The organism is Pseudoalteromonas sp. 68 DY56-GL68 (assembly GCF_041414825.1).
Classification (GTDB): domain Bacteria; phylum Pseudomonadota; class Gammaproteobacteria; order Enterobacterales; family Alteromonadaceae; genus Pseudoalteromonas.
On record NZ_JAOCZL010000006.1, the window covers coordinates 841,538 to 865,479 of the forward strand.

Annotated in this window: 20 protein-coding genes; 14 read left to right on the forward strand and 6 right to left on the reverse strand. The window is 41.1% G+C overall.

The window, feature by feature from the left end; translation table 11 throughout:
* Nucleotides 1-79: 79 nt before the first annotated feature.
* Nucleotides 80-538 carry a hypothetical protein gene (locus NYF15_RS04515; RefSeq protein WP_371352927.1) on the forward strand — a complete coding sequence of 153 codons (459 nt, stop codon included), beginning with the start codon at nucleotides 80-82 and terminating at the stop codon, nucleotides 536-538.
* A 429-nt stretch (nucleotides 539-967) separates the two neighbouring features.
* A complete protein-coding gene (locus tag NYF15_RS04520; RefSeq protein WP_130151755.1) occupies nucleotides 968-1,441 on the forward strand; it encodes a hypothetical protein in 474 nt (157 codons plus the stop codon).
* A 470-nt stretch (nucleotides 1,442-1,911) separates the two neighbouring features.
* On the opposite strand, the gene NYF15_RS04525 is transcribed toward NYF15_RS04520, so the two are convergent.
* Entirely contained in the window at nucleotides 1,912-2,322 is a 411-nt protein-coding gene (locus NYF15_RS04525; protein WP_371352928.1) for a hypothetical protein, read from the reverse strand.
* 153 nt (nucleotides 2,323-2,475) lie between these two features.
* On the opposite strand from NYF15_RS04525, the gene NYF15_RS04530 reads away from it, so the two are divergent.
* Genes NYF15_RS04530 through NYF15_RS04565 form a run of 8 tightly spaced genes read left to right on the forward strand, consistent with a single transcriptional unit; the run spans nucleotide 2,476 to nucleotide 12,786 of the window.
* A complete protein-coding gene (locus NYF15_RS04530; RefSeq protein ID WP_371352929.1) occupies nucleotides 2,476-4,806 on the forward strand; it encodes a TonB-dependent receptor in 2,331 nt (776 codons plus the stop codon).
* Nucleotides 4,807-4,818: 12 nt separating this feature from the next.
* Nucleotides 4,819-6,972 (forward strand): FAD-dependent oxidoreductase, encoded by a 2,154-nt coding sequence (locus NYF15_RS04535; protein ID WP_371352930.1) that lies wholly within the window; start codon nucleotides 4,819-4,821, stop codon nucleotides 6,970-6,972.
* A gap of 1 nt (nucleotide 6,973) precedes the next feature.
* On the forward strand, nucleotides 6,974-7,798 hold the full coding sequence (locus NYF15_RS04540; RefSeq protein WP_371352931.1) for a DUF547 domain-containing protein: 825 nt from the start codon (nucleotides 6,974-6,976) through the stop codon (nucleotides 7,796-7,798).
* Nucleotides 7,785-9,029 carry an ABC transporter substrate-binding protein gene (locus NYF15_RS04545; RefSeq protein WP_371352932.1) on the forward strand — a complete coding sequence of 415 codons (1,245 nt, stop codon included), beginning with the start codon at nucleotides 7,785-7,787 and terminating at the stop codon, nucleotides 9,027-9,029. The genes NYF15_RS04540 and NYF15_RS04545 overlap by 14 nt, the downstream gene beginning before the upstream one ends.
* Nucleotides 9,022-10,734: an ABC transporter permease gene (locus NYF15_RS04550; protein ID WP_371352933.1), complete on the forward strand. Its 1,713-nt coding sequence runs from the start codon at nucleotides 9,022-9,024 to the stop codon at nucleotides 10,732-10,734. The genes NYF15_RS04545 and NYF15_RS04550 overlap by 8 nt, the downstream gene beginning before the upstream one ends.
* A gap of 1 nt (nucleotide 10,735) precedes the next feature.
* The gene (locus NYF15_RS04555; RefSeq protein WP_130151761.1) at nucleotides 10,736-11,386 is read left to right on the forward strand and encodes an ATP-binding cassette domain-containing protein; all 651 of its coding nucleotides are present in this window, start codon (nucleotides 10,736-10,738) and stop codon (nucleotides 11,384-11,386) included.
* On the forward strand, nucleotides 11,379-12,011 hold the full coding sequence (locus tag NYF15_RS04560; protein WP_371352934.1) for a CDP-alcohol phosphatidyltransferase family protein: 633 nt from the start codon (nucleotides 11,379-11,381) through the stop codon (nucleotides 12,009-12,011). Before NYF15_RS04555 ends, NYF15_RS04560 begins: the two co-directional genes overlap by 8 nt.
* Nucleotides 12,001-12,786 (forward strand): sterol desaturase family protein, encoded by a 786-nt coding sequence (locus NYF15_RS04565; protein ID WP_371352935.1) that lies wholly within the window; start codon nucleotides 12,001-12,003, stop codon nucleotides 12,784-12,786. Before NYF15_RS04560 ends, NYF15_RS04565 begins: the two co-directional genes overlap by 11 nt.
* A 67-nt stretch (nucleotides 12,787-12,853) precedes the next feature.
* On the opposite strand, the gene NYF15_RS04570 is transcribed toward NYF15_RS04565, so the two are convergent.
* Nucleotides 12,854-14,374 carry an aldehyde dehydrogenase family protein gene (locus tag NYF15_RS04570; RefSeq protein ID WP_371352936.1) on the reverse strand — a complete coding sequence of 507 codons (1,521 nt, stop codon included), beginning with the start codon at nucleotides 14,372-14,374 and terminating at the stop codon, nucleotides 12,854-12,856.
* Between the two features lie 172 nt (nucleotides 14,375-14,546).
* On the opposite strand from NYF15_RS04570, the gene NYF15_RS04575 reads away from it, so the two are divergent.
* A complete protein-coding gene (locus NYF15_RS04575; protein WP_130152418.1) occupies nucleotides 14,547-15,443 on the forward strand; it encodes an AraC family transcriptional regulator in 897 nt (298 codons plus the stop codon).
* Here NYF15_RS04575 and NYF15_RS04580 read toward each other — a convergent pair.
* Nucleotides 15,433-16,104 carry a YoaK family protein gene (locus NYF15_RS04580; protein ID WP_371352937.1) on the reverse strand — a complete coding sequence of 224 codons (672 nt, stop codon included), beginning with the start codon at nucleotides 16,102-16,104 and terminating at the stop codon, nucleotides 15,433-15,435. The two genes, NYF15_RS04575 and NYF15_RS04580, sit on opposite strands and share 11 nt — an antisense overlap.
* A gap of 129 nt (nucleotides 16,105-16,233) precedes the next feature.
* Here NYF15_RS04580 and NYF15_RS04585 point away from each other — a divergent pair, with 129 nt between their 5' ends.
* Nucleotides 16,234-17,265 (forward strand): LacI family DNA-binding transcriptional regulator, encoded by a 1,032-nt coding sequence (locus tag NYF15_RS04585; protein ID WP_130151766.1) that lies wholly within the window; start codon nucleotides 16,234-16,236, stop codon nucleotides 17,263-17,265.
* On the opposite strand, the gene gtfA is transcribed toward NYF15_RS04585, so the two are convergent.
* Nucleotides 17,262-18,734: a sucrose phosphorylase gene (gtfA, locus tag NYF15_RS04590; protein ID WP_371352938.1), complete on the reverse strand. Its 1,473-nt coding sequence runs from the start codon at nucleotides 18,732-18,734 to the stop codon at nucleotides 17,262-17,264. The two genes, NYF15_RS04585 and gtfA, sit on opposite strands and share 4 nt — an antisense overlap.
* Before the next feature lie 138 nt (nucleotides 18,735-18,872).
* Here gtfA and NYF15_RS04595 point away from each other — a divergent pair, with 138 nt between their 5' ends.
* The gene (locus NYF15_RS04595; RefSeq protein WP_371352939.1) at nucleotides 18,873-20,093 is read left to right on the forward strand and encodes a sugar MFS transporter; all 1,221 of its coding nucleotides are present in this window, start codon (nucleotides 18,873-18,875) and stop codon (nucleotides 20,091-20,093) included.
* A 152-nt stretch (nucleotides 20,094-20,245) separates the two neighbouring features.
* A complete protein-coding gene (locus tag NYF15_RS04600) occupies nucleotides 20,246-22,645 on the forward strand; it encodes a TonB-dependent siderophore receptor (protein ID WP_371352940.1) in 2,400 nt (799 codons plus the stop codon).
* A 46-nt stretch (nucleotides 22,646-22,691) separates the two neighbouring features.
* Here NYF15_RS04600 and NYF15_RS04605 read toward each other — a convergent pair whose 3' ends face one another.
* Both NYF15_RS04605 and NYF15_RS04610 read right to left on the reverse strand, forming a co-directional pair.
* A complete protein-coding gene (locus NYF15_RS04605; protein ID WP_371352941.1) occupies nucleotides 22,692-23,225 on the reverse strand; it encodes an MFS transporter in 534 nt (177 codons plus the stop codon).
* Between the two features lie 29 nt (nucleotides 23,226-23,254).
* On the reverse strand, nucleotides 23,255-23,896 hold the full coding sequence (locus NYF15_RS04610) for an MFS transporter (protein WP_371352942.1): 642 nt from the start codon (nucleotides 23,894-23,896) through the stop codon (nucleotides 23,255-23,257).
* Nucleotides 23,897-23,942: the final 46 nt, after the last annotated feature.

Sequence of the window (23,942 nt, forward strand, 5' to 3'; positions counted from 1 at the left end):
TATTGACCTTGTTGAATTCGCTGCTATTATCAAATACTAATAATTATTAACTAATATCAAAGGCTCAGGGATTGAACTAATGCACAGCATAGCCTCAACTAAATATTATCCATACACAGATTTTAAGCCCCATGGCCTTGTTGAGTTTTATCAACGTCAAAATACGCTTTTTACAACCGCAGTTGGCCCATTCAATGAAGAGATTATTGATGCCCTGTCATTTACTCAACAAACTTATATTGAAAAAATCATTGCAGAGCACGGTGACTGGTGTGAATTAGTTGAGTTTGACAACTCGTGCATGGCAACGCCTGGTGCCCTGGAAAAACTAATGATGTATTTAGCTGATTTAAAGCGCCAGAATAGTGCACCGAAAAAAACAGCCTTTATCATAAAGGAGGGGCTTGAAGGTGGAAACCTATTGAGTAATACGTACTGCAATTTATATAAAAAAACAGGTATGACTATGCAGATATTTAAATCTAAAACATCTGCGCTGAACTGGTTATCAAGCGAGACAACCACTGCAATAGCTTAATTTTTTAGCACATATTTTTCTTCATCACGTAAAGTTAATACGGCCACTCCTCGTGCATCACAGCGAGTGGATGCCTCCATTGGGAAGAAGGTTTCTATTTCTCGTAACAACAGTCTAACCGCCAAGTTTAATTTTTAACTTAGCTATTTCTCACTTTACAAAACACTTCGTGCAGCTCATCACTAATTAAAAAATACCTATAATACGGGCTAAATACTCATGCACAAATCACATATAACAAGATCCAAAAAGAAGAAGTAAGAACTTTTCATTACTTGCAAGTTGGAATAGCAAGTTTAATTAAGGCTTTACTCTATAAGTTAAAAAAATTCATCTATCAGGTTTATTTTAATCGTTTGTCGATTTAGAGGGATTACTCTAAAGTTAACTCATCAGCAAACGATGCTGCGATTAACGAGGAAACTAATCATGTTTAAACCACTTTTAAAACGACTTGCTCTTAGCTCATTACTAACATGTTCAGCTTTTGCAATCGCTGAGCAAAGTGACTACAAACTGATGGTAATTAACGACTCAGATTCATCGCAAGCAATTATGCAAGGCCAATACGACGCGGTGTTAAATAGCACAGCGCAAGCAACTGATTTAAATAGTCAATATGAACTTGCATTCAATCGTTGCGCAGCAAGCGTGAAATCTAAAAATTTCAGCCACGCGGAATCTTTGTGTACCGAAGCTATCAAGCTTCTAAATAAAAGCGAAGTACGCGGCTATAAACGTCGAGAGCTTACATCATTCGCTTTAAGTAACCGTGGTATAGCACGCATTATGTCGAAAAACGACACAGCTGCACTATCAGATTTTTATGAAGCGGTAAAAATGTCGGGTAATGATTTAGTTAATCACAACCTCAACCGCGCTAAGAAAAACTTAGCACTTTAATCAAATTGTTGTCACAAAAAGCCTAGTTTGTGTGTTCTCTTGGCTTTTTTATATCCGAAGTCATTGCACACGCGGTGACTCAACCATATTGTTGTCAAAAGCTTAGCTTGTGTGTTCTCTAAGCTTTTTTATTCCGAGTCATTGCACACGCAGTGACTCAACCACATTGTTGTCAAAAGCTTAGTTTGTGTGTTCTCTAAGCTTTTTTATTCCGAGTCATTGCACACGCAGTGACTCAACCACATTGTTGTCGAAAGCTTAGCTTGTGTGTTCTCTAAGCTTTTTTATTCCGAGTCATTGCACACGCAGTGACTCAACCAAATTGTTGTCAAAAGGCCCAGCTTGTGTGTTCGCTGGGCTTTTTTATTTCTAGCGCATTTAAATTTCATTAAAAATCATTAATATAAAAATAAGAAAATAAATTTATTCTATTTAAATTAGGCTAAGAGTATTTAAACTAGTTTATAAAATCACACTACATACTTCACATCTTCATCACGCATTAAATATAATGTAAAACAGGCTGCCCACATTGGCCATGCAGTAAAGAAAAGTAAATTATTGAACCCATCTATATATTGAGCATACGAAGAAAGTGTGGATGCGCCGTGTAATAAAAATATTAAACCGTAAGTGACTTTTTTCTTAAACCCCACCACAAAAGCAAACACTAAAATTATTTGCAAGCTTCCTAGAATATAGGCAATTGTATCTGTTGAGCCACTCAACCCATAGAAGTGCTCAAACACAATAGCACTATGACTTGGATTTACAAATTTATCCAAGCTCCACATTAACATAACGATAAACACGCCCAAACGTAATGATAAAAGCGACCATTGCAAGCGATTGTGTATATCTGATGTAGTTGATTGAATCATTATTTTTCCTTTGAACTATTCACGCTTAAAAACAACAAGACCGAAAATAAAAAGAAACATTACAAAAATAAAATAAAAATGCTTTGAAAGTATTTTTTCTGGCTGTTGGTCTCATTCATCGTCAATAAATTATTTAATCGCAGAGAGAACATTTTGAAATACGCATTTTTAGCGCTGAGTATTTGTGCAAGCTTTGTATCACTTGCTACCGAGAATAATGAGATTGAGGTTATTCAAATATCAGGCGAGCAATTAAAAAATACCCAAATGACACCTAAAGATACGCCTATAAATGGACCTTTTGGCGATGATCTTTTTCTACAAGATATTGCACGAAGTGTAACGCCAATCACCAATGAAATGATCGAACAACTCAATATCACCACCCTGCAAGATATTTTATCTATTACACCTAATAGCTATTCAGCTAGCGGATTTGGTAATCCGAGCTTACCAACTTTAAGGGGGCAGTTAGGTGAATTATTTCAAGATGGCGTTCGCCGACAAGCAGGTAATAACGGTTTTGGCATTCCAATATCCTTCAATGCTATTGAGCAAATAGATGTAGTAAAAGGTGCACCACCCGTTTTATTTGGTAGTAGTCAACGAAATGGGGGCTTTGTAAACCTGAGCTCAAAAAAGGCAAATACTGAACAATCTCAAGGCAAACTGGTGCTTTCGGCTGGTCGCTGGGATCACTACTCGGCACAGCTCGATTACACAGCGCCGATAGTAGACGGTAAAAGTGGCTTCAGAGTAAGTGCTGAACATATTGATAATGGTAGTTTTTATGATTTTTCAGGTTATAAGAGCGATAGTTTATTTGCAGCTGTGCGCTTCTTGCCTGACGCACAAAGTAGTTTAGATATAAATTTCGAGCTTTATCAAGTTGAATTTACAGATAACGCAGGTATCAATCGCCCTACTCAAGCGCTTATTGATGATGGACTTTATATTACTGGTCAAGGTATACAACCTAATGGCAATACTATTGCAGGAGCGGGGGCTATTATTTCACCCACAGGGCAAGTTCGTATACCGCGAAACCGAGTGTTAACAGACCCCGATAATATCAATGAAGCCACGACCTATTTACTTCACAGTATCTATAAACGTGAACTAAATGATAAAGCGACCCTTAAAAATACAACTTATTTTCAGCACCTGCAACGTGAAGAAGTCGCTCAAAATAGCTTTGTAGAGATCATTGATGGTGCTGACACAGCCCAAAACCGCACTGAGTTAAGCTACCAATGGAATGATAGTCAAAGCTCTATTTTTGCGTTTGATGTTCGCTTTAACAAAGTAAAAGGGTTCAGCCAATTTACCACAGAAGCAGACTTACCCATTGATTTAACAGGTCCGATTGAAAACCGCCGTATCCCGCTCACAACAGAGCAAAAATCAAGATTAGTTGAATTAAAGCCAGGTGTATTTGTATCTCCCGGAGCTCAATACGATTTAGATAACGACGGTGTTGGAGATTTTTCACTCTCTGATACAACCGATTCGACCAGTTGGCAAACGGGGCTTGCTTTTGTGCATGACAGTCAATGGACTAAAAAATTGCGCACAAGTTTAGGCTATCGCCTTGACTATTATGATGTAGAAGCTCGGGATCCCATTGCACCACAAGGTCAAGTTGCAGCGCGCGATAATATTTATGAAACCCTGCACGCTGGGCAGATTAGTGTTAACTATAAACTCACTTCAGAATTAACCTCTTATATTACAGGGAGCTATAACGAAGCGACCTCCAATAGCATGGCCGGTGGTAATGTTTTAGGAAGTGATAACCAAATTAGCGCACAAAATTTTGCAACCGATAACACCCTTGCTGAAATTGGTTTAAAATTTTCACCAACTGACAGCCCTTGGTATGTCGATGCGGCTTTATTTAATCAACGTCGTAGCCTCAGAAATCGTGATGGAAGTAACACGGGTATTCGTACAAAAGGCTTTGAAACGCAGGTGTTTTATGATGCTGGGCAATACTGGTTTAATGCCGGTTACAGCTATATAGATGCCCGCTACGATAATTCAGCAAGTAGCCAAGACTCAAACCAAGTCGCTGATGCATTTGATAATTCTCGTCCTGATATTATTAATGGTACAGGTATTGGCGCACCTAATTTCGCGTCTTTTCCGCCATCAACTAGGCGAGTGCAAGGTATTCCCGAACAATCATTTAGCTTTAACAGTGGTTTTTCTATCACTCCTCAATGGGATATTGGCTTAGGCGGTATATACACCAAAAGCTATCCGCTTGATTTTTTAGCAACCGTGCATATTCGCGATCAATACACTTTGAATGTGAATACACGATATGCCTTCAGTGAGCAAACGTCTTTACGTTTAGATATCACAAATGTGACTAATCAAGATAACTGGCGTCCTGTTTTTGAAGGCGGTTACTTTGGCTCAACTTTAGTTTTTCCTGAGCTTCCTATTCATGCCAAATTGACCTTTCAACATACCTTTTAAGTAGGGCTACTCATGTTAAAGAAAATAATCTTACTCGTCGGCGTCTTAATTGCCGTTACTGCATTTTTCTATTTCGATTTACATCAGTTATTAACACTGAATGGCTTAAAAGGTTCGATGGATCAATTTAGTCAGTGGCGTGAACAATCACCACTATTAGTGATAGGCGCGTTTTTTTTACTTTATGTTGTCGTTACTGCACTGTCACTGCCAGGTGCAACAATTTTAACGCTGGCAGCGGGTGCGTTATTCGGCCTCATTGAAGGTCTACTTATCGCTTCATTTGCTTCAACTGTGGGTGCAACAATCGCATTTTTGGTTTCTCGTTATTTACTGCGTGACGCAATAAAATTGCGTTTCCCAGAGCGCCTTACAGCCATAGATGCAGGTGTTAAAAAAGAAGGTAGCTTTTATTTATTTACGCTACGTCTCGTCCCTATTTTCCCTTTCTTTCTCATTAACCTTTTAATGGGTGTAACGGCGATTAAAGCCTGGACTTTCTTTTGGGTAAGTCAGCTAGGTATGTTGGCAGGCACGTTTGTCTTTGTAAACGCGGGTACACAACTAGCGCAGATAGAAAGCTTATCTGGAATCTTATCGTTTAACTTAATTTTGTCTTTTACTCTATTAGGTGTTTTTCCTTTTATAGCCAAAGCGTTATTAAATACCATCAAAAAGCGCAGAATCTATAAGAACTTTTCAAAACCAAAGCAATTTGATCGCAACATGATTGTCATAGGTGCCGGTGCCGGCGGATTAGTAACCAGTTATATAGCAGCTGCCGTAAAAGCAAAAGTGACATTAATTGAAGCAGGTGAAATGGGTGGTGACTGCTTAAACTACGGATGTGTGCCCAGTAAAGCGATTATAAAAAGTGCTAAAGTTGTTGAACAATTTCAACAAGCTGACAAGTATGGCTTAGAAAAAAGCAGTGCAACCTTTTCATTCAAAAAGGTGATGGCTCGAGTACACCAAGTTATTGCCGATATTGCTCCTCACGACAGTGTTGAAAGATACACTAAACTGGGCGTTGAAGTTATTAAAGGTTATGGCAAATTAATCGATCCATGGACGGTTGAAATTGCTTTAAGTACAGGTGGTAAACAAACTCTTAGTGCACGAACAATTGTGATTGCTACGGGTGCTCGTCCGTTTGTTCCACCTTTACCAGGCTTGGAAGAGGCAGGTTATGTCACCAGTGATACGCTTTGGAGTAAATTTGCTCAGTTAGATGAGCCGCCCAAAAAGCTCGTTGTGTTAGGCGGTGGGCCAATTGGTTCAGAGCTTGCGCAAAGCTTCGCTCGACTTGGTTCGCAGGTCACACAAGTAGAAATGGCTGAGCGGATCATGATAAAAGAAGATTTAGAAGTCTCTGAATTTGCTACTCAAGCACTGAAAAGCAGTGGCGTTAATGTATTGACCAACCACCAAGCACTTCGATGCGAAGTTCGTAACAACAAAAAATACTTGGTTGTTCAGCATCAAGAGAAAGAGTTCGACATTGAGTACGATGAGTTACTATGCGCTGTGGGTCGAAGCGCTCGCTTAAGTGGTTACGGCCTTGAAGAGTTAGGCATTGAAACCAACCGCACTATTCAAACCAATGACTATCTCGAAACCCTTTACCCTAATATTTTTGCCGCGGGTGATATTGTTGGTCCATACCAGTTTACCCATGTTGCTGCGCATCAAGGTTGGTATGCCGCGGTTAATGGTTTATTTGGCCACTTTAAAAAGTTCAAAGTCGATTATCGTGTTATCCCTTGGACGACATTTATCGACCCTGAAGTCGCCCGTGTTGGGCTCAATGAACAAGATGCAATATCACAAAATCTAGACTACGAAGTAACTCGTTTTGAGTTTGCAGAACTAGACCGTGCCATCACAGAAAGCGCAACGAATGGCTTCATCAAAGTAATTACACCTAAAGGTAAAGATAAAATTCTAGGCGTCACTATTGTTTCTGAGCATGCGGGTGACTTAATTGCTGAATTTGTCCTCGCAATGAAACATGGTCTAGGCCTGAATAAGATACTTGGCACTATTCACAGCTACCCAACATGGGCCGAAGGAAATAAATATATTGCAGGCGAGTGGAAGCGTGCCCACGCCCCCGAAAAAGTACTCAACTTACTTGAAAAGTATCACACTTGGCGAAGAGGTTAATATGCTGAAATTTATACGCTTTATTGGTTTTTTAATTTTACTTACTATTATTAGCAATGCCACGGCAAAGGATAACCCAGCCCAAGAAGAAGCATCGTTACACTCTGCTTGGCAGGCATTACTTATCAAGCATGTCGTTGCAATTAATAACGCTACGAGTACGCAAGTTGATTATGCGGGATTTAAGGCCGACCAAACTCAATTGCGCAGCTACTTAAGTGCACTTTCTCAAGTAAGCCAAGCAGAATTTAACGCATGGCCAAAGTCCAAACAGTTGGCCTTTTTAATCAATGCTTATAATGCGTGGACCATTGAGCTTATTTTAACTCGGTATCCAAAAATTGATTCCATAAAAGAGCTTGGCAGTTTCTTTAGCTCTCCTTGGAGTAAAGAGTTTATCCCTTTATTAGGTGAAACACGCAGCTTAGATAACATAGAGCATACTTTAATCAGAGGGAGTGATACTTATAAAGAACCACGCATACACTTTGCTGTAAATTGTGCCAGCATCGGCTGCCCAGCTCTGCGCGGTGAAGCCTATAACGCCACTCACCTTGATGCACAGCTGGAAGAGCAAACAACACGCTTTTTAGCAGACACAACGCGCAACTATATAAATGAAGATAAACTTCACTTATCGTCTATTTTTAAGTGGTACAAAGAAGACTTTGAGCAAAGCTTTAGAGGAGCCCACTCGCTGAGTGAATTTATATTGCTTTACTCAGACGCATTAAATTTAACAAATAATCAGATAGCTAAAATAAAAGCAAACAAGGTGGCTATTAAGTTTTTAGATTACGATTGGGCACTTAATGATACTCAGTGATCAACCTACATTAATTCGTTTTTTATTGTTTTTAGCAAGCATGGCTTATTCGGTTTTAGGCCATGCTCAAAGCTGGCAAACAACAGTAAATGAAGGGGTAAATAAACCTGTTTACTTTCATGCTTGGGGTGGTGATGCACAGATTAATAGCTACATTCAGTGGCTTGGTAAGCAGGTTAAACAGCAGTACAACATTGACTTAGTTCACATTAAACTTGCAGACACCAGTGAAGCGGTAAGCCGAGTGCTTGCAGAAAAGTCAGCCGGTAACCACACTCAAGGTAAAGTAGATCTTATATGGATTAATGGTGCTAATTTTGCCGCTATGAGTAAACACGGGTTATTAAAAATAGATTGGGCAACTAAACTTCCCAATTTCTACCTAACAAATCCGGCAAAAAACCCTGCTGTCACTCACGATTTTGGATTACCTACGCAAGGTATGGAATCACCTTGGGGGCAAGCCTCACTCACGTTTTATTATGATAGTAAAACCGTTATTCATCCCCCTAAAAACTTAAAACAGCTTTTAAACTGGAGTACAAAAAATAAAGGTCGCTTTACGTATTCAAAACCACCCGACTTTATCGGGGTGAGTTTTTTAAAATATGCGCTTATAAACTTAACACCGACAGAGCAACGCAGCTTACTTTATCAACCTGCCACTGAGAAAAGTGCAGCACAGTTATTGCCCGCTTTATGGCAATACTTAGACGAATTACACCCAACTTTATGGCGAAAAGGTACTTTTTTTGTACAAAACAGCGCAGCATTAAAGCGCTTGGTAAGCGATATGGAGCTTAGCTTATCACTCACATTTTCAGCCGCAGAAATACCAGCCGCTGTTGAACGATATGATTTACCCCTAGCGACTAGAAGTTACGCAATGCATGACGGCAGCTTAAGTAATACACACTTTGTTGCTATTGCGTATAACGCAAGCCACAGCGAAAGCGCAAAATTAGTCGCCAATTTTATGTTAAGTGTTCAAGCACAAGCCCAAAAGCAACAACCCGCTAACTGGGGAGACAACACGGTGCTTGATTTATCTTTACTCTCGAAAGAGCAAGCTGCACTTTTCAGTCAACAAGCCCCTCACCCAAGTAGCTTAGCTACAAACAATCAAAGTCCAGTATTAGCTGAGCCACATCCAAGTTGGAGCACATTAATAAACCAACAATGGCAATTACGCTATGGCACCTACAACCGCGGTACAGTAAGTAATGATTAAAACTCATGACACATTCACGCGCTTAATTAAGCTTAGCCCAACACTCTTGGTCGCCTTATTAGTTATACCTGTTATAGGGGGACTAATCGGTGTGCTATTACCTGCTTTTGGTTACCTTCCAGCTTTGGGCATGAAAGAATTCTCTTTACAGGGTTTTAATGCCTTGATACATACTGATGGTTTTAGCCATATGGTATTCCTCAGTGCCAGCAGCGCACTGATTAGTACATTATTGGCACTTACAATGACCATATTGATTCTCGCTTGTTTTTTTAACAGCCCATGGCTGAAACGAATTCAACGCTTATTAGGCCCTATTTTAGTTATACCTCATGCCGCAGCAGCTATTGCGATTAGCTTTTTAATTACCCCTTCGGGTTTTATTTCACGGCTATTTTCTCCTTGGTTAACTGGTTGGGAATTACCGCCAGACTGGCTACTCCCTCATGATATATGGGGGGTAAGCATGATTTTGGGGCTTACGCTAAAAGAGCTCCCCTTTTTATTGTTGATGGCCTTAGCTGCATTTGCTCAAGCTGATTTAGGTGCAAAGTTGCGCGCTCAACATAAAGTTGCCATGAGCTTTGGCTACTGCCCTATGACTGCATTTTTTAAAGTGGTACTGCCTAATTTATACACTTATATTCGCCTTCCTGTTTTGGCTGTGTTGGCCTATGCCAGTGCCAGTGTTGAGATCCCATTAATTTTAGGCCCTAATGCGCCGCCAACTCTCTCTGTTGCTATCATTAACTGGTTTAACGACGTTGATTTAACGCTACGTATTAAAGCCTCGGCTGGCGCAATTGCTCAACTTATGCTCACCGCCACTTTATTAATAATTTGGTGGCTGTTAGAAATAATAGTGAAGCGCGTATTTTATTTTTATGTGACTAACAGGAAGCGTGACTATGCAGGTAATGCGATTATGCACTTCACTCGCATAATAACGGTTATCTTAGTCGCGAGCATTTTATTATCTTTACTTGGCTTAGTGCTTTGGTCATTTGCTGGTTTTTGGCGCTTCCCTACGTTTTTGCCTGATCAACTTGTATTAATCCACTGGCAAAATGCGCTAACAAATATACAGCCTGCACTGTTAAATTCGTTATACATTGGCTTTGCTGCCAGTGCGATTGCGATCATTCTTGTACTCGTAACATTAGAAGCTGAGCAACAACGTGCCTACGCACTATCTCACCTCAGCAGCTTTATTATTTACCTCCCTTTACTTGTTCCTAGCGTTGCATTTTTATTTGGTTTAGTTTGGTTGCAGGAGCAAATAAACAGTCATCATGCCTATCTAAACGTTATCTTTAGCCATCTACTATTTGTACTTCCTTATGTTTTTTTGTCACTGGCAAGTAGCTACAGATGCTTTGACTCCCGCTTTGCAACTTTGGCAGCAAGCTTGGGAAAACCTCCGGCTATGGTATTTTGGCAAGTAAAATTACCCATGCTAGTTACCCCTATATGCATCGCCTTTGCATTAGGCTTAGCAATTAGTTTTAGTCAATATTTACCTACGTTACTCAATGGCGCTGGGCAAATAAATACAATTACTACAGAAGCTGTGGTGCTTGCCAGTGGCGCAAGTCGGCGTACCAGCTCAGTGTACGCACTCATACAAATGCTGCTTCCAGCTCTAGCATTTGTTCTTGCTTGGCTTACTCCTAAGCTGGTCTATAAATATCAAAACAAGGCTTAATATGTATTCCTCATTAGATATTAAAGAACTCACAATTTTGCGTAATAAAACAGCACTTCTTTCACTTAATGAATCTATTCAAGGTGGTGAGATCCTAAGCATTATGGGACCATCAGGGAGTGGAAAGTCCACCTTGCTTAATTGGCTAACAGGTATGTTGCCACCCACGTTTAGTGCCCACGGTAATCTCTACTTAAACCAACAAAATATTACCCATACTCCCTGTCATTTGCGTCACATAGGCTTACTCTATCAAGACCCATTACTCTTTCCACATCTGTCTGTTGAGGGCAATATTGCATTTGCTATGCCTAAGTTAAGCAAAAAGAAAGACCTTGAAAACGTGAGTCTTGCCTTAGAAAAAGTTGGCTTAGGTGGTTTAGAAAAACGCTCTCCAGCAAGCTTATCTGGCGGACAACAAGCTCGTGTGGCACTACTGCGTGTTTTATTAAGTAAACCAAAAGCCATCCTTCTTGATGAACCCTTCAGTAAACTAGATAGTGAGCTTCGCCAAGAAGTTCGTGACATTGTTTTTAAACAAATCAGAGAACATCAATTACCCGCTATTATAGTCACGCATGATCATAGTGATGCCATAGCAGCCAGAGGGAATATTATTAACTTAGCAACCTTGGAAAAACGCTATGCTTGATAGATACATTACACCAGTTATAAAACCACTACTACTACCTATTGTTACGCAATTGGATAAACGAGGCGTAACGGCTGATCAACTCACTTTAACTGGATTCATTCTAGGCCTACTTGCCGTTCCTTTTATTGCCTTTAAATTATGGAATTTGGCGCTCGCTGCTATCATTTTAAACCGTATATTTGATGGTTTGGATGGCGCACTGGCCCGATATAGCAACACCAGCTCAAGTTCTGGTGGTTTTTTAGATATTACTCTCGACTTTTTATTTTACGCCGCGATCCCTTTCGGTTTTATCTTGGCTGACCCACAACAAAATGCAATTGCTGGCGCAATTTTACTAGTGAGTTTTATTGGCACAGGATCAAGCTTTCTTGCCTTTGCAGTTGCTGCTGAGAAGTTTCATTTAGAGAAGCCTCAATTCAAAAACAAAAGCTTCTATTATCTTAATGGGTTAACCGAAGGGAGTGAAACCATCGCTTTGTTTATAGCGCTGTGCTTATGGCCTAGCTACTTTCCTGTATTAGCTAGCCTATTTGCTGTGGCCTGTACCATCACTATTATTACACGCATCTATGGTGGTTACTCAACCCTAAAGCATCAAGAGCTAAACAATGACAAATGAATTATATTGGCGAGTTGGCTGCTTTCTCAGCATATTAATCATTATGATGTTACTTGAATGGAAAAAACCTGCAAGATTATCGCCTATTGCAGCAAGGTATCGCTGGTTTGGTAATTTTTCATTAGTCATTGTATCTTCTATCATTGCACGTTTAGTGGTGCCGGTAAGTCTTACCGCCCTTGCTGATTTTAATCACCAGCAAGCACTAGGATTATTTAACTATTTAGAGCTGTCGCTGTGGTTAAGCATCCCACTAAGTTTATTAATGTTAGATATGCTGATTTACTGGCAGCATCGTTTATTCCATCGAGTCCCATTACTCTGGCGGCTCCATAAAGTTCACCATGCTGATTGCCACGTTGATACCAGTACGGGGTTGCGTTTTCATCCAATAGAAATTGCCCTGAGTATTTTAGTTAAACTCATCGCCATAACAGTGCTTGGTGTACCAGCGGTAGCCGTACTCATCTTTGAAGTTGCACTCAATGGTTTTGCGCTATTCAATCATGCGAATATCTGTTTATCTGAAAAGCGAGAAAAAGCCCTACGCCTATTTATTATTACCCAGAAACTGCACCGCATTCACCATAGTACAAACATCGATGAAACCAACAGTAATTACGGATTTAGCCTAGTTTGGTGGGATAAGCTATTTTTAAGCTATCGCAGCGTGGCAATAAAGGGCGATGACTTGCAAGACATTGGTTTGAGCCAATATAAAGCGACTAAGAAAAATACATATTTAACAACACTATTAAGCATGCCATTCAAATAACTTATTTAGAAAAAACGCCACATATAAGTGGCGTTTGGTTAGCTTCGACAACAATAAGAAAGGGGATTTAAAAGAAGCCTAACGGGTTTTCGCTGTAACTAACTAATAGGTTTTTCGTTTGTTGGTAATGATCAAGGGCGAGCTTATGAGTTTCACGGCCAATGCCTGATTTTTTATAACCACCAAATGCAGCATGCGCAGGATACATGTGATAACAGTTGGTCCACACTCGGCCCGCTTCAATCTTACGACCAAAGTGATAAGCACGATTCATGTTTCGACTCCACACACCAGCACCTAAACCAAACTCTGAGCTATTAGCAAGTGCTAGCGCTTCGTCTTCATCTTTAAAAGTCGACATTGAAATAACGGGACCAAAAATCTCTTCTTGGAACACGCGCATATCGTTAGTGCCTTTAAGCAGGGTTGGTTGAATATAGTAACCGCCGTTAAACTCATCCGACAATTGCTCGACTTCACCACCAGCGAGCACTTCAGCCCCTTCTTTTTTACCAATCTCAATGTAGCTTAGAATCTTATCAAACTGAGCTTGTGATGCTTGCGCACCTACCATGGTTTCAGTATCAAGTGGGTTACCACGTTTAATTTGTAAGGTGCGAGCAAGTACACGTTCAATAAATTGCTCGTAAATATCTTCTTGAATAAATAAACGCGATGGACACGTACAGACTTCGCCTTGGTTAAAGTACGCAAGTACAGCCCCTTCAATGGCCTTACTCAAAAACTCATCGTCTTTTTCCATTACATCGTTAAAGAAGATATTTGGCGATTTACCACCTAGCTCAACCGTCGAAGGAATAATATTATCAGCAGCGCATTTTAAGATATGTGACCCCACCGGCGTTGAACCTGTAAAAGCAATCTTCGCAATTCGAGTACTGGTTGCCAGCGCTTCACCCGCTTCTTTACCATAGCCGTTTACAACATTTAAAACACCCGCTGGTAATAAATCACCAATCACTTCAAGCAGCACTAAAATTGATGCAGGGGTTTGCTCAGCTGGCTTTAAAATCACACAGTTACCTGCAGCAAGGGCAGGTGCAAGCTTCCACGCAGCCATTAACAATGGGAAGTTCCAAGGAATAATTTGCCCTACTACACCCAGTGGCTCATGAAAATGATAGGCAACGGTGGTTTCGTCTATCTCGCCAATTGAGCCTTCTTGCGCGCGCACACAGCCTGCAAAATAGCGAAAATGATCAGCCGCTAAAGGCACGTCTGCCGCAAGTGTTTCACGAATTGCTTTACCGTTATCCCAGGTTTCTGCAACCGCCAGCATTTCTAAATTCTGTTCAATGCGGTCAGCTATTTTTAACAAGATATTGCTGCGCTCGGTGACCGATGTTGTTCCCCATGCGGCTTTTGCATCATGGGCTTTATCAAGTGCCAGTTCGATATCTTCTTTTGATGAGCGAGGTATTTTACAAAACACTTTACCATTCACTGGGCTAATGTTTTCAAAATACTCCCCCTTTACTGGAGCGACCCATTGGCCACCAATATAATTTTCGTACTGGGCCTTAAAATTGACTTTAGCGCCTTCGCTACCTGGATTTGCATAGATCATAATGTGTTCTCTCTTCAAATTGTTGTATTTTATTTAAGCGGTGAGTTATTGTTTATTTAACCGCTAACGATTTACGTTAGCCCAGTTACACAAAATGCACTTGATTCTCAGTCCAGACTTTTTGACTATCTGTCCATAAATAAGGAAAAGTGAGGCAACAATGAACACATCAATCACTAATAGTCGCTCAAATAAAAAACGCCAACGTATTGATGTGCTTATTGAAAATAAAGTAAGTTTTGCTGGGGAGCACGCTGAATTAAGCATTTACGACACCTATTTAGACGCGCAAAAAGTGGCGCTACATTCCACTGAATTACTGTTCTGTGGCATGATCAGCGGTAAAAAAATCATGCATGTTGCCGACAGTGACTATCATAAAGAGTTTTTACCTAATCAGTCATTTGTACTTGCCCCAGAGCAAGGGGTGCTAATCGATTTTCCTAATGCGTCTCTTAATCAACCAACAACCTGTTTAGCGATTGAAATCAGTACCGATAAAATCAGCCAAGTAGTTGATGCTCTTAATTTTAATCAACAAATTACCCAAGATGACTTTTTCCAATATCAAGCGAAGTTAGTGCATACCCAGCATAACTTACAAACTCAACAACTGCTTGAACGGATGATCACCCTGTTTAGCGAAAATGAACAACACCGAGATTACTTAATTGATTTATCACTCAATGAGCTAATAACCCGCTTGCTACAGCAACAAAGCCGAGATTTGATGATCGCAAGCTGCAAGCAAGGTAAACTTGCAACCCCACTGAGCCAAGTAATTAGCTACCTAGAACAACATCTTGCTGAAAATATCGATATCGACGTGTTATGCAAGATTGCCTGTATGAGCCGTAGTAAGTTTTATCAGCAATTTAAGCTGGCATTTGGTGTTACACCTGCTCTTTGGCAACAACAACTACGCTTACAAAAAGCCTATAAACTGCTCGAAAAAGGTGAGGCGATTAGCCAAGTTTGTTATCAATTAGGGTTTAATAACCCGAGTCATTTTAGCCGTGTGTTTAAACAAGCCTTTGGCGCAACACCTAAGAGTATCGCTAATCATTAAGCTCTGGATTGCGATGAGAATAAACGCGATAGGTTAAGGCGAGTAAAATACAAATAGCACTTGGTACATAAAGCGCCGCAAAGCTCAATTTTGCAAATAACCATGCCCCCGCTAAGCCACCAAAAATAAACCCAATAATAATTAGGCCGAACAGTTTAGCCTTACGTTTATCAAGCGCCTCACCACGTAAAACCCGACCAAACATGATACCTAAATCAGTAAAGATACCTGTCACATGGGTGGTACGAACAATTGCGCCACTGTAAGTTGTTGCCAAGGCATTTTGTAGCCCACATGCCGCAGAGGCTAAAAAGTGTCCGTAGCCAGAGCCATTAAACAGTAACCAAAGTGCACCCAATAAAAGCCCTGCCTCAATCAATAATGCTGTGTCGTAATGACGACCTAGTTTAAGTGCTGAGCTATGCAGTAAAAACCCAGCAATACCAGATCCGACTAAAAATGACAGTAATACGCCTAATAAATGAAAAGCATCAAGACTATTACCTTGCATAAGATCTGCGCCAAGCAAGGTGGCAGTCCCCGATAAATGCGATACAGCTTGATGCTCAAAACTAAGTAAACCAACTGCATTTACGCACCCAGCCACCAGCGCCAAAATAAATGCGCCAATCTCAACCCATTTTGGTAACTTAGAAATCACTCGCTATTCGCCTTTTTCTCATACTCGAACTCATTCTCTTATGGTACGCCTAATTTAATGACTAAAAACACTTTTTTTCGACTCTTTATATGGTAATTTACCATTAAGTGAATCGATTAAGAACCGACAATGACAAAGCCAAAAAGCTGGACGCTGAAAAGTATTGCCCAAGAGTTAGGCGTTTCAAATGCCACCGTATCAAATGCGTTTAATCGTCCTGATCAATTATCGAAAGCACGCCGCGAAGAGATTTTGGCGGCCTGTAAAAAGCTCGGCTATTTTGGTCCTAACAAGGCGGCGCAATCATTACGCCGAGGCACCTTTAATATTGTTGCTTTAGTATTGCCAGACAGCGTTGAATATATGGTGTCAGATCCAGTTGCTAGCAGTTTTATGCGGGGTGTATCGGCGGTACTCGAAAAAAATGGCATTAATCTTTTATTATTTTCAGGTAACAATGATAACCTTAATAGCGTGGTTGATTTTGTTGATGGCTTTATTTGCTACGGTCGCCCACGTAATAAACAACTTGTTGAGCAGTTAAAACAGGTTGCCAAGCATGTGGTGACGGTTGATTTTAATATTGGTCGCGATGCCTCAGTAAACGTAAACAACCAACAAGCCAGTTTCGATATTGCCAAGCATGCACTGCACAAAAGTGATGATCGGGTTGCTATTTTAGGCCTGCGTTTACTCGATAACGACGTATTATGCCGAGTATACGAACATCATGAGTTTGAAGCCGGTCAGTCTATTGCTCATCAACGACTACGCGGTTATCACCAAGCAATCAGCGATGCTGGTGTTACCCTTGGCGATGATAGAACATGGAATATTCCAGAAAGCAGCGAACGCTTTGCTAGCATTGCCGCTAAAGAGGCGCTTAGCAGCACACCAAGGCCAAACGTGTTGTTGTGCATGAGTGATTTAATCGCCCTTGCCGCCATGCGCGAAGCATTAAAAATGGGCTTATCTATTCCTGAAGATGTCAGGATTGTTGGCTTTGATGGCATCGATGAAGGCCAACGATTTGTGCCAAAACTCACCACTGTCCATCAAAATAGCGAAGAAAAAGGCCGCATTGCAGCGACCTTGTTTTTATCGAAAGAGCAGCAAACAGCCGAAATCGACTACCAACTGCAATTGGGTCAAAGTAGTTAAGCTAAAAGGTCAGCCAAATCAACAATGCTTTGTTCGCCATCGCGATGATCAACAATAATTACTTCACGGCTAGCAAAGTCAACTTTTAACTCGATTGAGCTGGTATCATCATGCCAGCTTAAACGGCACACACTGCCTTCACCTTTAGCAATAAACTCACCGTTAAATGCTGGGTGCTCATTGCGTAATTGAATCAGCTTAATTAAACCTTTCACCACAGGTTTAGCAAGCGCAGCATCAATGTCTTGTGCATTTAAGTAAGGGCGATTGATATCACGACCTACATTGGTACGAGCCAGTAATTCCATATCGTTTTCACAAGCGAACAGGCCACCATAATAAACTTGCGGAATACCTGGTGCGAAGAACTGAATTGCACGCGCTAATAAGTAATCAAAGTCATCCGCACCCAAGGCATTGTAGTAAGTGCAGTTTACTTGATATAAATCGACATTACTTGCTGCTGCACCGGTTGCTAGGCGGCTTTGCCCTTCACTCTTTTCATGAATGGTTTCAACCAAGTTATCAATTTCAGCTGCATTTAATAAACCCGGTTTATCACCCATTGGGCCTGCGTCAATAATGCCAATGCCATCATGGGTATCGAGTACCGTTAAACAGTTACGCGGCGAAATGGTTAGCCAGTTCAATAAGGCTTGCGCATCATTGCTAAACAAGCTGTGTAAAATAAGGGGTGGTAAAGCAAAGTCATAAACCATATTTACACGCTTTGCGACTTCAACCTGAGTTTGGAAATGGCTATGGATCTCGGCAATAGTTTCCATACCTGCTTCATTTGCTTGCGCCGAAAGCTTATTTAAATACTCAAAGGTTTCATCCAACATAAAGCAGTTTGTGCCAGCTTCTTTGATCGCATAGCCTGCCGCATCTAAACGAATAATGTTGACATTATTATCAGCAAATTTGCCAAGCACCGTATTTAAATACTCGATACCCGCCGTTGATTTCACATTAATATCAATTTGGTTATCGGTAAATGTGGTCCAAAAATCATAGGTTTGGCCATCACCACACGCAATAGGTGTAAAGCAGCTACCCGGACGTGGACGGTAAATCGCTTGTTGCTCAGCCTCAGACATGCCATTTGGGAATACATCGTCTTTAGTTAAAAATAACTCCCAAAATTCAGATTGCTTGCCTTTCGCGAGTACATCTTTAAATTGGAAAGATTGTGCTGAAACATGGTTAACAATTAAGTCAGCCATAAGATCATAATTTGCACCAAGCACGTAAATATCGTCCCAGCTACCAAGACGCGAGTCAACTTCACTATGATCAATAGGATCAAAGCCAGCATCACTGCCATCAATCGGGTTATAAAATGGCAACAAATGTACACCTGCAAACACATTGTTAAGTGGGCCATTTAATAAATTACTTAATTCATCAATACCTTGACCAGTAATACGGTCTGCGTAGGTGATTAATTGCACTTTATTGTTGATCATAATTGTTAATACCAAGTTGAAACTTAATCGATTAAGATATATCTTTAACCACGACAGCAAATTATTCAAGCAGTTTTTATCGTTTTTATACACTAATATACATAGTAAAGGCGCAGACCTTTCGGTGGGGATACAACAATGAATAGAACACACGATCCTTTGCAAACCATTAGATGGCTGACATACATGATGTTTTTTATGTTTGCGATGACCTCTGATGCGGTTGGTATGATTATTCCTGAGCTTATCGAAGAATTTAATTTAACTATGACTCAAGCCAGTGCCTTTCATTATGCGCCTATGGCACTTATTGCTTTTAGTGGCTTATTTTTAGGTTTTTTGGCCGACAGTTTTGGGCGCAAGCAAACCATCATACTGGGACTCGGCATCTTCACTATTTGCTGTTTTCTGTTTGCCGTTAGCAGTAGTTTTAGCATATTTGTAGTGCTGCTTAGCTGTATTGGTCTTGCAATTGGACTATTTAAAACCGGTGCTTTAGCGCTGTTAGGTGATATTTCTAAAAACAATTTAGAGCATACAAAAACCATGAATTTGGTCGAAGGCTTCTTTGGTGTTGGCGCCATTGTAGGGCCTGCTCTTGTCAGCTTTTTGATCACCCAACAAGTAAGCTGGACATACCTTTATGTTATTGCTGGAGTTTTATGCTTAGTTCTAACCTTAATTGCTTGGCGTGCAGATTACCCTAAACCTAAAAAGCTTGAAGAGCACGCAAAACCGGCCTCTCTTGCAACCACCATGAGTATGATGAAAAACCCATATGCACTTGGCTTTTCGTTAGCGATTGCTCTTTATGTTGCAACCGAAGTGGCAATATACGTATGGATGCCTACTCTGCTTGGCGACTACATTGGCCCGTGGCAATTGCTGGCAACCTATGCACTGACTTTATTTTTCATTTTACGCGCTGCGGGGCGTTTCTTAGCGGTGTGGCTGTTAAATCACTTAAGCTGGCAAGCGGCGATGCTGTATTTAAGCTTAGGGATCGCACTGTGTTATTTAGGTTTAATTTTTGGTGGCGTTGATTGGGCTGTATTCTTATTACCCTTATCAGGGCTGTTCATGTCAATGATCTACCCAACTTTAAACTCAAAAGGTATTTCTTGTTTTGCGGTGCAACAGCACGGTGCGGTAGCTGGGGTTATTTTGTTTTTTACCGCCCTTTCGGCTGCTGCAGGCCCATTATTAATGGGTGTGATCAGTGATTATTTTGGCCACATTCGGTACGGCTTTTATCTCGCTACAGGCTTCGCATGTTTATTGTTTTTAGCCATGCTATATAACTACTTACGTAACCCTGCTGAGCAAGCGTTAGCGCAACACAGTGCACTAAGTCACTAAATAAAAATCGTTAAAAATCAATTATCGAACATAAATTGTGCAAGTTTCCTGCTAAAAAGACTTGCACTGTGTAAAATTATTGTTATCTTTACTTAATCGATTAAGATAACAATTTAGACAACAAACCATCTGGGATTGAGACGAGGCACATTATGACAACACACAAACATGCCCTTTACACATTAAGCGCGCTTGCATTAGCAATAAGCCAAAACTTACACGCCGAAGAGCAAGCACAACCAGAGGCCAAAAAAAGCGGCCTTGAAACAATCGTTGTAACAGGTGTACCACGCCGCACAACTATCATGGCATCAAGCTCATCGGTTAGCAGTGTGACATTAGCTGAAATTGAAGTATCAACACCTCGTTCTACTGCAGAAGCCTTCAGAACAATCCCTGGTGTGCGCTCAGAATCGACGGGCGGTGAAGGTAACGCGAATATCGCGGTACGTGGCTTACCGGTTGCATCGGGCGGTGCTAAATTCTTGCAACTGCAAGAAGATGGCTTACCTGTTATGCAGTTTGGCGATATTGCCTTTGGTAACGCAGATATTTTCATGCGCTTAGATTCAACAGTACAAAGTGTTGAATCAATCCGTGGTGGCTCAGCCTCAACAGCAGCAAGTGATGCTCCTGGGGGTATCATCAACTTTATTTCAAAAACGGGTGAGAACGAATCAGGTAGTGTATCAACCACTGTTGGCCTTGATTATGACTCAATTCGTACAGACTTTGAGTATGGTACGTATTTAAACGACAGTGTGCGCTATCACATTGGTGGCTTTGTTCGCCAAGGTGAAGGCCCTCGTGAAACTGGTTATACATCTAATAAAGGTGGCCAAATTAAGGCAAACCTGACCAAAGAATTTGATGCCGGTTATGTGCGTGTTTACTTTAAACACCTCGATGATAAAAGCGTAGGTTACCTACCTATGCCTATGTATTCAAATGGTGACTCAATCCCAGGTTTTGATGCGCAATCAGATACACCGCATTCAGCGCTTTTCACACAAACTCTGCGTTTAAATGGTGATAACCAAATCAGCACGGGCGATATGACTGACGGTATGAACCCGGTTGTTACTTCGGTTGGCTTTGAAGCGGCATTTGATTTAGAAAACGACTGGCGCATCGAAAACCTCTTCAGAACATCATCAGTAAGCGGTAACTTTATTTCTCTTATTCCAGCTGAAGTTGCATCTGCAAGCTCTATCGCTTCTAGTATTGCTGGTGATGGTGCATCGCTTGTTTATGCAAATGGTGGTTCAGCAAGCCAAACTTATAGCGATGACGATTTAGCAATGCGTATTCACACTTTCGATGTAACGCTAAACGACATGGGTTCAATAGTTAATGACCTTAAGTTAACTAAGTCGTTCTCTGATGACACCAGTGTAACCTTTGGTTACTTTGCATCAAGCCAATCAATTGATATGTCGTGGCTTTGGAACTCATATGTTATGGAGCTAAAAGGCGACAACGCTGCATTGCTTGACGTTTACGCTGCAAATGGCGACAGCTACTCAGATAATGGCTTGTACGCTTATGGCACACCTTACTGGGGTAACTGCTGTCAACGTAACTACGATACAGAATACGAAACACGCGCACCTTACATTAACTTAGCCACTAAGTTTGGTGATTTAAGCATTGATGCAAGTGCTCGTTATGATTCAGGTGAAGCACGCGGTAACTACGCAGGTGCAGTAACATCTACTATTGATATGAATGGCGACGGTACCATCTCAATTCCTGAGCAAAGTGTTGTTGGTATTGATAACGCGAACCCAAGCATTGTTAACTACGACTGGCACTACAGCTCATACTCAATTGGTGCGAACTACCAAATTGATCCAAGCTTTGCGACATTTGCCCGTTTAAGTAAAGGCGGCCGCGCAAATGCAGACCGCTTATTATTTGGTAAAGTAGAAGCAGATGGTTCGGTTGCCGAAGCCGATGCAATTGATGAAGTAAACCAATACGAAATCGGTGTGAAAAAACGTTTTGATTCACTATCAGTATTTGCAACAGCATTTTACGCAGAAACTGAAGAGCAAAACTTTGAAGCCACATCACAAAAGTTCTTTGACCGCGAGTACGAAGCAAAAGGTATTGAGGTTGAATCAACCTACTACGTAGGTGATTGGGATTTCCGTGGTAACTTTACTTGGACAGACGCAGAAATTGCTAAAGATGCGTTATCGCCAGAATTAGTCGGTAATACACCACGTCGTCAAGCTGACCTTATTTACTCACTAATGGCAACTTACAACTTTGACAAAGGTGCTGCAGGTCTAAGCTTTATTGGTACAACAGATGCTTACGCACAAGACAGTAACGACCTTGAGTTCGATGGCTATACACAAGTGAATGGTTTTGTAAGTTACAATCTATCTGAAAACTTAAGCCTTTCGTTTAACGTGAACAACCTGTTCGACACCGTAGGTATCACAGAAGCAGAAGAAGGCTCAGTACCAGATAACGACATTATCCGTGCCCGTACTATTAACGGCCGTACAACGTCGCTTACTTTAAAATACTCTTTTTATTAATTACTCTCCTCCCTCGTTTTAGCCCAGTATTTACTGGGCTTTTTCGTTAAATAGCAGTCTGAGATAACAATGTTTGTTTTGCAGTTAATTCTTTATGTTTAACTAGCTTAAACAACAGCAAACACCCTAGTGCCAAGCTTGCAGCTAGCATAGAACCAAGGGTTGCGAATCTAAAACTATAAAACTGTGCAATAACCCCTGTTGCCCCTGCCCCACACATAACGCCGAGTTTAATTGCGTTGGTATAAAACGCAGAGGTGAACCCTATTCGTTCGGGGAGCTGATCTTGTAATACGGTTAAGCCAATGCCCGCAAAAATACCGTAAAACAGCCCATTTAAAACTTGCAACGCGATTAAATGCCATACTTGAGTGGCAAAAAACACCCCTAAATAAAATACAATGGCACAACAAAATGCGAGGGCAAGCATCGAGACTTTACTGTATTTTTTAGCAAACTTTGCTCCATACAGCATGATAGGAATTTCTAACAGTGCCACTACACCCATAAACAGCCCTGGCGTATGCTGTGCAAACCCTAGTTCAGTGATGCTATAAAGTGGCAAGGCAGATGAATACATAATATTGCCCGTTGAACCAAGCGTAATGGCTAATCCCAACAACCAAAATGAAAACTCGCTGCGGCTGCTGGCTCTGAGCTGTGCTGTGACTTTTTCGCGCTGTAGTCAGGAATAAACTTACATGCAAAAATAAGTGCAACCAATGCACACACCGCAGCAAAGTAAAACGAGCGGCTAAATTCGCCTCCCGCAGCTAACAAATAACCAAGCGGCGGACCGCCCACCCAAGCAAAGGAAATAGCAGCACGTAAACGGGAATTAAAGCTGGTAATGTCGATGTTCTGTTGACGCCCTGCCCATTGTCTTGCCACTGTCATCATTTGCGGAATTGCCGCATTGCCCATCGCGAGAAACAACACGCCTGCGAGCAGGACTTGCCAAAATGCAGTAGCATTCGCAAAGGCCACTAACGCGCACACCATACCTGATACAGCCACCATAAATAACTTACGCGCACTGGTGCCATTATCAGCCATGCCACCCAGCCACTGACTGATAACTAAACCCGTAATAGTGACCGCCACCATATAAACACCCAAATAAACGGGCGGTGTTTGCAGCCCTTCTACAATGAATAGGCTCATCAACGGGTTAACGAATGCTCCCATTAACCCGGTTAGCATACTTAGCAGAATAAAAATTACACCATGCTGTTTCAGCAATGCTTTCACGACAACCCCACAATAATATGACACGTGAATAGATATAAAGGGCGCA

Bases quoted from the DNA above. Each gene is read 5' to 3' on its own strand.
- NYF15_RS04600 (WP_371352940.1), top strand. From the start codon at position 20,246: ATGACAACACACAAACATGCCCTTTACACATTAAGCGCGCTTGCATTA.
- NYF15_RS04595 (WP_371352939.1), top strand. From the start codon at position 18,873: ATGAATAGAACACACGATCCTTTGCAAACCATTAGATGGCTGACATAC.
- NYF15_RS04585 (WP_130151766.1), top strand. From the start codon at position 16,234: ATGACAAAGCCAAAAAGCTGGACGCTGAAAAGTATTGCCCAAGAGTTA.
- NYF15_RS04560 (WP_371352934.1), top strand. From the start codon at position 11,379: ATGCTTGATAGATACATTACACCAGTTATAAAACCACTACTACTACCT.
- NYF15_RS04555 (WP_130151761.1), top strand. From the start codon at position 10,736: ATGTATTCCTCATTAGATATTAAAGAACTCACAATTTTGCGTAATAAA.
- NYF15_RS04520 (WP_130151755.1), top strand. From the start codon at position 968: ATGTTTAAACCACTTTTAAAACGACTTGCTCTTAGCTCATTACTAACA.
- NYF15_RS04535 (WP_371352930.1), top strand. From the start codon at position 4,819: ATGTTAAAGAAAATAATCTTACTCGTCGGCGTCTTAATTGCCGTTACT.
- gtfA (WP_371352938.1), bottom strand. From the start codon at position 18,734: ATGATCAACAATAAAGTGCAATTAATCACCTACGCAGACCGTATTACT.
- NYF15_RS04570 (WP_371352936.1), bottom strand. From the start codon at position 14,374: ATGATCTATGCAAATCCAGGTAGCGAAGGCGCTAAAGTCAATTTTAAG.
- NYF15_RS04515 (WP_371352927.1), top strand. From the start codon at position 80: ATGCACAGCATAGCCTCAACTAAATATTATCCATACACAGATTTTAAG.
- NYF15_RS04605 (WP_371352941.1), bottom strand. From the start codon at position 23,225: ATGTATTCATCTGCCTTGCCACTTTATAGCATCACTGAACTAGGGTTT.
- NYF15_RS04540 (WP_371352931.1), top strand. From the start codon at position 6,974: ATGCTGAAATTTATACGCTTTATTGGTTTTTTAATTTTACTTACTATT.
- NYF15_RS04545 (WP_371352932.1), top strand. From the start codon at position 7,785: ATGATACTCAGTGATCAACCTACATTAATTCGTTTTTTATTGTTTTTA.
- NYF15_RS04565 (WP_371352935.1), top strand. From the start codon at position 12,001: ATGACAAATGAATTATATTGGCGAGTTGGCTGCTTTCTCAGCATATTA.
- NYF15_RS04550 (WP_371352933.1), top strand. From the start codon at position 9,022: ATGATTAAAACTCATGACACATTCACGCGCTTAATTAAGCTTAGCCCA.
- NYF15_RS04525 (WP_371352928.1), bottom strand. From the start codon at position 2,322: ATGATTCAATCAACTACATCAGATATACACAATCGCTTGCAATGGTCG.